The sequence below is a fragment of the Mesorhizobium sp. M7A.F.Ca.CA.002.05.1.1 genome (genome assembly GCF_003998335.1).
Classification (GTDB): Bacteria; Pseudomonadota; Alphaproteobacteria; order Rhizobiales; family Rhizobiaceae; genus Mesorhizobium.
The window spans coordinates 1-6668 of record NZ_RZQI01000271.1 but is presented as its reverse complement, the minus strand read 5'-3'; the positions used below and the strand labels follow the sequence as shown (position 1 = coordinate 6668).

The following is a 6668-nucleotide window of genomic DNA, read 5'->3' as shown; positions in this document are numbered from 1 at the left end:
GGCTCCAAGATCGCCGAGATCTATGGCGACACACAGATTTTCGAGCGCCATCGCCACCGCTACGAGGTCAATGTCGACTACAAGGAGCGGCTCGAGGATTGCGGCCTGGTGTTTGCCGGTATGTCGCCCGACGGCGTGTTGCCGGAAACGGTCGAATACCCGGACCATCCGTGGTTCATCGGCGTGCAGTATCACCCGGAACTGAAAAGCCGGCCGCTCGAGCCGCATCCGCTGTTCGCCAGTTTCATCGAGGCGGCCGTGGAGCAGAGCCGGCTGGTGTAGCGATCAGGTCGGGCGGCAATGCAGACCTATGTCGCACTGCTTTACAGCATCATCCTGGCTGAGGGGCGACGGGTCGTCATGGCCGACCTCAAGGCCATGGCCGAAGAGCTCGGGCTGAACAACCCGCGCACGCTGGTGGCGACGGGCAATCTGGTCTTCGAGGCACCGGCAACTGATATCGCCGACCTCGAACAGTGGTTGGAGGCAGCCTTCGAAAAAACCTTCGGCCGCCATGTCGATATCATTGTGCGCGGTGCCGAGGACTGGCTGAAGCTTGCCGCCGGCAATCCGTTTCCGATGGAATCGAATGCGACCGCGGATCAGGTGGCGGTGCGCGTGATGCGTAAGCCTGCACCCGAGCAGGCCGTGACGGCACTGCAGGCCTATGCCGCCGAGGACGAGAAAGTGACTTCGCTCGGCGGCGACATCTGGGTCGTCTTTTCGCGAGAGAGGCCAAGTTCGCGGCTGCTCGCGGCAATGAACCACAAGCGCATGGGCATCGGCACGTCGCGCAACTGGAACACGGTGCGCAAATTGGCCGAGATGATCGGGTAGTTGGGGCGGCTTTGCGCCGCCCCTGATGATGCTCGTCAGGCTTTCGCGGTCTTGGCGCCTGCGCCCAGAGCGGCGGTGCGCAGCACGTAGTAGATAATGCCGGCGATCGCCACGCCGAAGAACCAGCCATAGACACCCCACCAGGACGGCAGCCAGTTGGTGAAGTTGGGCAGGATCGACGAGAAGATGGCGCCGATGCCTGCTGCGATGAAGGCATTGACGTGCCAGCCGCCCTGGAAACGGAACTCGCCGTCCTCGCGGTAGAGCGCCTCGACGTCGACCTCGCCCTTCCGGATCAGGTAGTAGTCGACCATCATCACCCCGAAGATCGGCCCCATTGTCGCGCCGATGATGTTGACGAAGGAAGCGGCACTGCCTTCCCACGGCGCGAAGGGGTAAAGCAGCAGGGCAATCACGGCCGCGATATAGCCGCCCTTCTTGAAGTCGATCTGCCTGGGAAAGACGTTGGAGAAGTCGAAGGCCGGCGAGACGAAGTTTGCCACCACGTTGATGCCGAGGGTTGCCACGGCAAAGGTCAGGGCTGCGAGCGCTGCCAGGAACCAGCTGTCGAATTTCGCCGAGATCTGGTCGGGATGCAGCAGCACCTCGCCATAAACGTCAAAGGCGGCAATGGTGGTGACGCCGGCGACCAGCGAGAACAGGATCAGGTTGATCGGCAGGCCCCAGATGTTGCCCTTGCGCAGCGATGCCTTGTCCGGCGCGTAACGGGCGAAATCGCAGAAGTTGAGATAGAGCGCCGAGAAATAGGTGACCCAGATCGCGGCCACCGCAAACAGCGAGGTCCACGATCCCGGCGTGCCGGGCACGCCCGCGTCCTTCGTCTTGTCCAGCAACACGTCCATCGGGATATCGCTGGTGAAGGCAAATCTCCCGGATTTCACGCAGAGATAGATCGCCAGGATCAGCATCATCACCCAAACCGCGGGGCCGGCCCAGTCCTGGAAGCGGCGCACCGTTTCCATGCCGTTCTGGATGATCAGCAGTTGCAGCCCCCAGATGACCACGAAGCAGATCACCTCCAGGCCGGTATGGCCGAGGAAATGCGTGCTGGCGTTGAAATCGGCGAACCATTGCGTTCGGATCAGCAGCGCCACGATCGCGCCCGAGGCGGCGGCCGTCTGCGCGCCGTACCAGAAACAGGCGACGATGGCGCGCACCAGTGCCGGTATGTTCGCACCCCAGATGCCGAAAGAGGCGCGGGCAAGCACGGGGTAGGGCACGCCCGTCTTCACTCCGGCATAGCCGACCATATTCATCAGCACATAGATGATCAGCGAGCCGATACCGATGGCGATGATGAAGTTGACGAAGCCGCCGCAGAACAGAAACAGGCTAGCGGCCAGATAGTAGCCCCAAAGGCTGTGGACGTCCGACGTCCAGACGTTGAAGATCGAGAATGGTCCCCAGTTTCGAACTTTGGCCGGAGCCAGATCCTCGTTGTACAGATCAGGTGAAGCACCCTGTATCGTCATGGCAATGTTCCCCTTTTGCAGCACGCGCCCTCACGCGTTGACCGCGTGCAGGTTAAGCCTGCCGCAGGGGAACCGACAAGCAACCTATTTGCCGGCTTTGGCCTTAAAGATATTCAATGAGAACTGCGATTATCGATGCAAGGCGATGGTGGGTCATCGCTGAACCCGGCACGGATGATTCGAAGTTCGACGCTGGGATTCCAATGTGAAGCGGTGGCTGCCGACATCTTCGGTAGGGGGCCCTAAGCGATGGCCATCACCTGCTTGTGGTCCGCGACTTCAGCGAGCAGCCAATCCTGAAACAGGCCGGTGCCTGGTTTGTTGCCGATGCTGCGACGCTGATGCAGGTAAATGCCGGCCGGATAGGTGTGGCGGACATGGAACGGCGCGACCAGTTTGCCTTGCTGCAGAAAATCTTGCGCCATTATCGTGTCCGCAAGCGCTATTCCGGCGCCATTGATCGCTTCGCGCATGATGAGCGTACAATCATCCAGTGTTGTGCTGGATTTTGGCGTCGTTTCCAGAACGCCTTCCTGCTCCAGCCAACGCTTCCATCTCATGGTTTCGCATTCATGGATCAGATGATGATTGACCAGATCGGCCGGCGATCGCAGCGGCACAGGCCCCTCCAAAAGCGAAGGCGCACAGACCGGGGTCAAAAGCAGCGGGATCAGCAGCGTCAAAGCCGGGCCGGCCTTGTAGACGAACTCGTCGACAATGGCCAAATCGAAGTTGGCGCGCTTGCCTGAAGTGGAGATCTCCAAATCCACCGACGGATGCAACCGGCGAAAGTTCGGCAACCGGTCCGCCAGCCAAAGGTTCAGAACGGTGGGCACGCACAAGACCCGGACCCGTTGGATCTTGCCGTGGCGCGAGCCGTCCGAGAGGCTGACGTCATCGGTGGCGCGCCAGATGGCTTCGAACGCCTCCGAGAGGCTGCGCGCATAGTAGGAGCCCCTGATGGTTGGCGTTATCTGGCGAAAACCGCGTTCGAACAGGTCCTGGCCAAGATTTTGTTCAAGCGCGCGGATGTGGCGACTGACAGCCGAGGGTGTCAGATGCAGTTCTTCCGCCGCGTCCTTGACGCTGCCGAGGCGAGCGGCAGCCTCGAAAGCGCGCATGCCATTGAGTGAGGGAAGGGCCATTGGCCGATCATGAATTGTCAGTTGAGTTTTTGTCAATCGACATGGGCAGAATTCGCGTTTGATCGCCTGCCCCCTTAGGGGATACCCAGAAGACAAGAGCAATTAAGTCGTCTCAAGAAAGCGACTGTTTGGGGACCGGCACTATACCATCGACGGCTGAGACCGGCTTGACCAGTCTCACCGGTGGAGAGCGAAGCTTTGCTCGGTATCGCCGCAATTGGAGAGAGCGCCAGCCTATGCCTCAATCGCCAGCGCCGGTCTTCGAAGCTGCGGACGAGATTTCCGCGGAAACCTCCGTCGTCGTGATTTTGCAAACTGCCCAACCAAGCTTTGGTCCCCGGGCAGCGGCTCTGGACGCTGAGATGAGCGGGATCGTGTCACGTGCTTGCTCCGACCCGGCCGCCTTGGCCGAATCCGGCACCTGCATCGATCTCATCGCCCCGCAAACAGTATCGACCAAGCGTGTGGTCGTCCTGGCCTTGGGCAAAGCCGAAGCCGTAACCACCCTCTCGTTGGCGCGCGCCGGCGGTCTGCTTGCCGCACATCTGGAAGGCAAGGGGGAATGCGCGGCCACTCTGGTCCTGGACCCCATCGCTGGCATTGAACTATCCGGCGCCGAAATCCTGGCGCGTGTCGCGCTTGGCATGCGGCTGCGCCGCTATCGTTTCGACATGCGCAACCGGCGGCAAGGCGCGGGGGCGGATCGAACCTTGCGGGTGAAACTGGTCGGAGCCGGCGGCACGGATCTGACCGCGGCGCTGACGCGGATCAATGCAATCGCCGACGGCGTCGAATATGCACGCACCTTGGTCAACCTGCCGCCAAACCATCTCCACCCCGACAATTTCCATGATCATCTGGAGCCGCTGCGTGAAGCCGGCATCGACATCGAAATGCTCGATGCCGCGCAACTGAAGGAGCTCGGCATGAACGCGCTCCTCGCCGTTGGGTCGGGCTCGGCGCGTCCGCCACGGGTCGCTGTCCTGCGCTACCGCGGCAAGGGTGCTCCCGCCCAACCACTCGCTTTCGTCGGCAAAGGCGTCTGCTTCGATTCGGGAGGCCTCTGCATCAAGGGCGGAGCGCAGATGTTCGACATGAAAGCCGACATGGGCGGAGCGGCGGCTGTGGTCGGCCTGCTGATCGCGCTCGCCCGGCAAGGCAGCCCGGTACACGTTGTCGGTGTTCTCGGCATCGCCGAGAACATGCCATCGGGCACCGCGCTCAAACCGCGCGACATCATCACCACGGCCTCGGGACAGACAGTGGAAGTGTTCGACACGGATGCGGAGGGACGCCTGCTTCTGGCCGACTGCCTCTACTATGCAGCCACGCGCTTCAACCCTTCGGTGATCGTCGATCTGGCGACGCTGACCTATTCGGTGACGCGTGGCCTGGGGTCGATATTCGCAGGCCTATTCAGCACCGACGATGCCATCGCTTCACAGATGATCGCGGCCGGAGAAACGGTCGGCGAGCGGTTCTGGCGGCTGCCGCTCGACCGGGCCTATGATGAGGGTCTGCAATCGCCGTTCGCGGACCTCAGGCATCATGCCAAGGACATGGAAGACGGCGACGCTCCCTATGCGGCGGCCTTCCTGCGTCACTTCACGGAAGACCGCCCCTGGGTGCATCTCGACATCGCCAGCAAGGAACTGACCGACACCGATCGGCCTCTGGGCAGGCAAGGCGCCACGGCATTTGGCGTGCAGATGCTGGAAGAGTGGGTGCAGGTCACCCGCAACATGAGTTAGGGCGCCTGCCGTCACGGACAAATACAAGATGCCTTCAACCGCACTGGGAACTGGGATGTCATCTGAGATCATAGGCATGGAAGGACGGGCCGCTTTCGACGCCTACGAGACCTGGTATCGGGTCAGTGGCGAACTCGGTGGCGAAAAGGCGCCTGTGGTGATCCTGCATGGCGGCCCAGGCGTCGCTCACAACTATGTCGATGCCTACAAGCTTCTTGCGCGAAGGGATCGCGCCGTCATCCACTACGACCAGTTGGGCTGCGGCAATTCCACCTTGCTGCCTGAGAAAGGCGCCGATTTCTGGACACCTGGGCTGTTCATCGACGAGCTTGAAAACCTGGTCGACCATCTCGGCATTCGGACGGGCTTCCACGTCCTCGGCCAGAGCTGGGGCGGCATGCTGGGCGCCGAATATGCCGTGACGCGGCCGCAGGGCCTGAAGTCGCTGACCATCGCCAACTCGCCGGCTTCCATGAAACTGTGGGTCGAAGAGGCCAACCGGTTGCGTGCCGACCTACCCGCGGATGTGCAGGAGACACTGACCCGGCACGAGCAGGCCGGCACGACGGGCGATGCGGCGTACCAGGCGGCGACGATGGTGTTCTACGAGCGGCATGTCTGCCGGGTCGTGCCTTTCCCGTCCGAAGTCACGGAAAGTTTCGCCCAGGTCGTGCGCAATCCGACCGTCTATAATCTGATGAATGGGCCAAACGAATTCCATGTCATCGGAACGCTGAAGAATTGGAGCATCGTCGACCGTCTGCCGGCCATCGATGTTCCTACTCTGATCATCTCCGGACGTCACGACGAGGCCACGCCCGCGACCGTGCAGCCCTACAAGGACGGCATCAAGGGGTCTCGCTGGGAGATATTCGAGCATTCCAGCCACATGCCGCATGTCGAAGAGCAAGATGCGTGCATGCGGGTGGTGGGAGACTTCCTGGACCACAACGACAATTGAAGAAAAGGGGAATGAAGACATGAAGAAACTGCTTCTGGCGGCAACAGCCGCGGCATTGCTGGCCGGTACATGGCTGGCCCCGGCACAGGCCGAATATCTCAAGGAGCACCGAGGCGGCACCATCCGCCTGCTGGCCCGCTCCGCGGCCGGAACGCTCGATCCGCACATCAATTACACGGACCAGGGCTGGCAGATGTACCAGCCGATCTATGACGGCCTGGTAGCCTTCCGCAAGGCCGAGGGTATGGACGGCTTCACCATCGTTCCCGATCTGGCCGAGGCGTTGCCGCAGGTCAGCAATGACGGCAAGACCTTCACCTTCAAGCTGCGCAAGGGCATCAAGTTCTCCAGTGGCCAGGATCTTGGCGTGAAGGACGTCGTCGCTTCTTTCCAGCGCATCTTCAAGGTTTCCGGACCCACCTCCGGCACGTTCTATGCCGGCATCGTCGGTGCCGACAAATGCCTGGCCGACACCAAGAGC

7 protein-coding genes are annotated in these 6668 nt (G+C 61.5%); 5 read left to right on the top strand and 2 right to left on the bottom strand.

The window, feature by feature from the left end:
* Positions 1–282: glutamine amidotransferase-related protein (locus tag EN939_RS15655; RefSeq protein WP_442919536.1), on the top strand; the 282-nt coding region annotated here is incomplete at its 5' end.
* Between the two features lie 18 nt (positions 283–300).
* Entirely contained in the window at positions 301–837 is a 537-nt protein-coding gene (locus EN939_RS15650) for a DUF1697 domain-containing protein (RefSeq protein ID WP_127268715.1), read from the top strand.
* Positions 838–872: 35 nt separating this feature from the next.
* Here the strand turns inward: EN939_RS15650 and EN939_RS15645 are convergent, their stop codons facing one another.
* Both EN939_RS15645 and EN939_RS15640 read right to left on the bottom strand, forming a co-directional pair.
* A complete protein-coding gene (locus tag EN939_RS15645; protein ID WP_127268714.1) occupies positions 873–2330 on the bottom strand; it encodes an NCS1 family nucleobase:cation symporter-1 in 1458 nt (485 codons plus the stop codon).
* A gap of 242 nt (positions 2331–2572) precedes the next feature.
* Positions 2573–3475, bottom strand: coding sequence for a LysR family transcriptional regulator (locus EN939_RS15640; RefSeq protein WP_127268713.1), 903 nt, complete (start codon positions 3473–3475; stop codon positions 2573–2575).
* Positions 3476–3711: 236 nt separating this feature from the next.
* On the opposite strand from EN939_RS15640, the gene EN939_RS15635 reads away from it, so the two are divergent.
* The 3 genes from EN939_RS15635 to EN939_RS15625 form a co-directional block, all read left to right on the top strand.
* Positions 3712–5226, top strand: coding sequence for a leucyl aminopeptidase (locus tag EN939_RS15635; protein ID WP_127268712.1), 1515 nt, complete (start codon positions 3712–3714; stop codon positions 5224–5226).
* 55 nt (positions 5227–5281) lie between these two features.
* Entirely contained in the window at positions 5282–6187 is a 906-nt protein-coding gene (locus EN939_RS15630) for a proline iminopeptidase-family hydrolase (protein ID WP_127268711.1), read from the top strand.
* A 19-nt stretch (positions 6188–6206) separates the two neighbouring features.
* The coding region (locus EN939_RS15625) for an ABC transporter substrate-binding protein (protein WP_245473099.1) at positions 6207–6668 on the top strand (462 nt) is incomplete at its 3' end.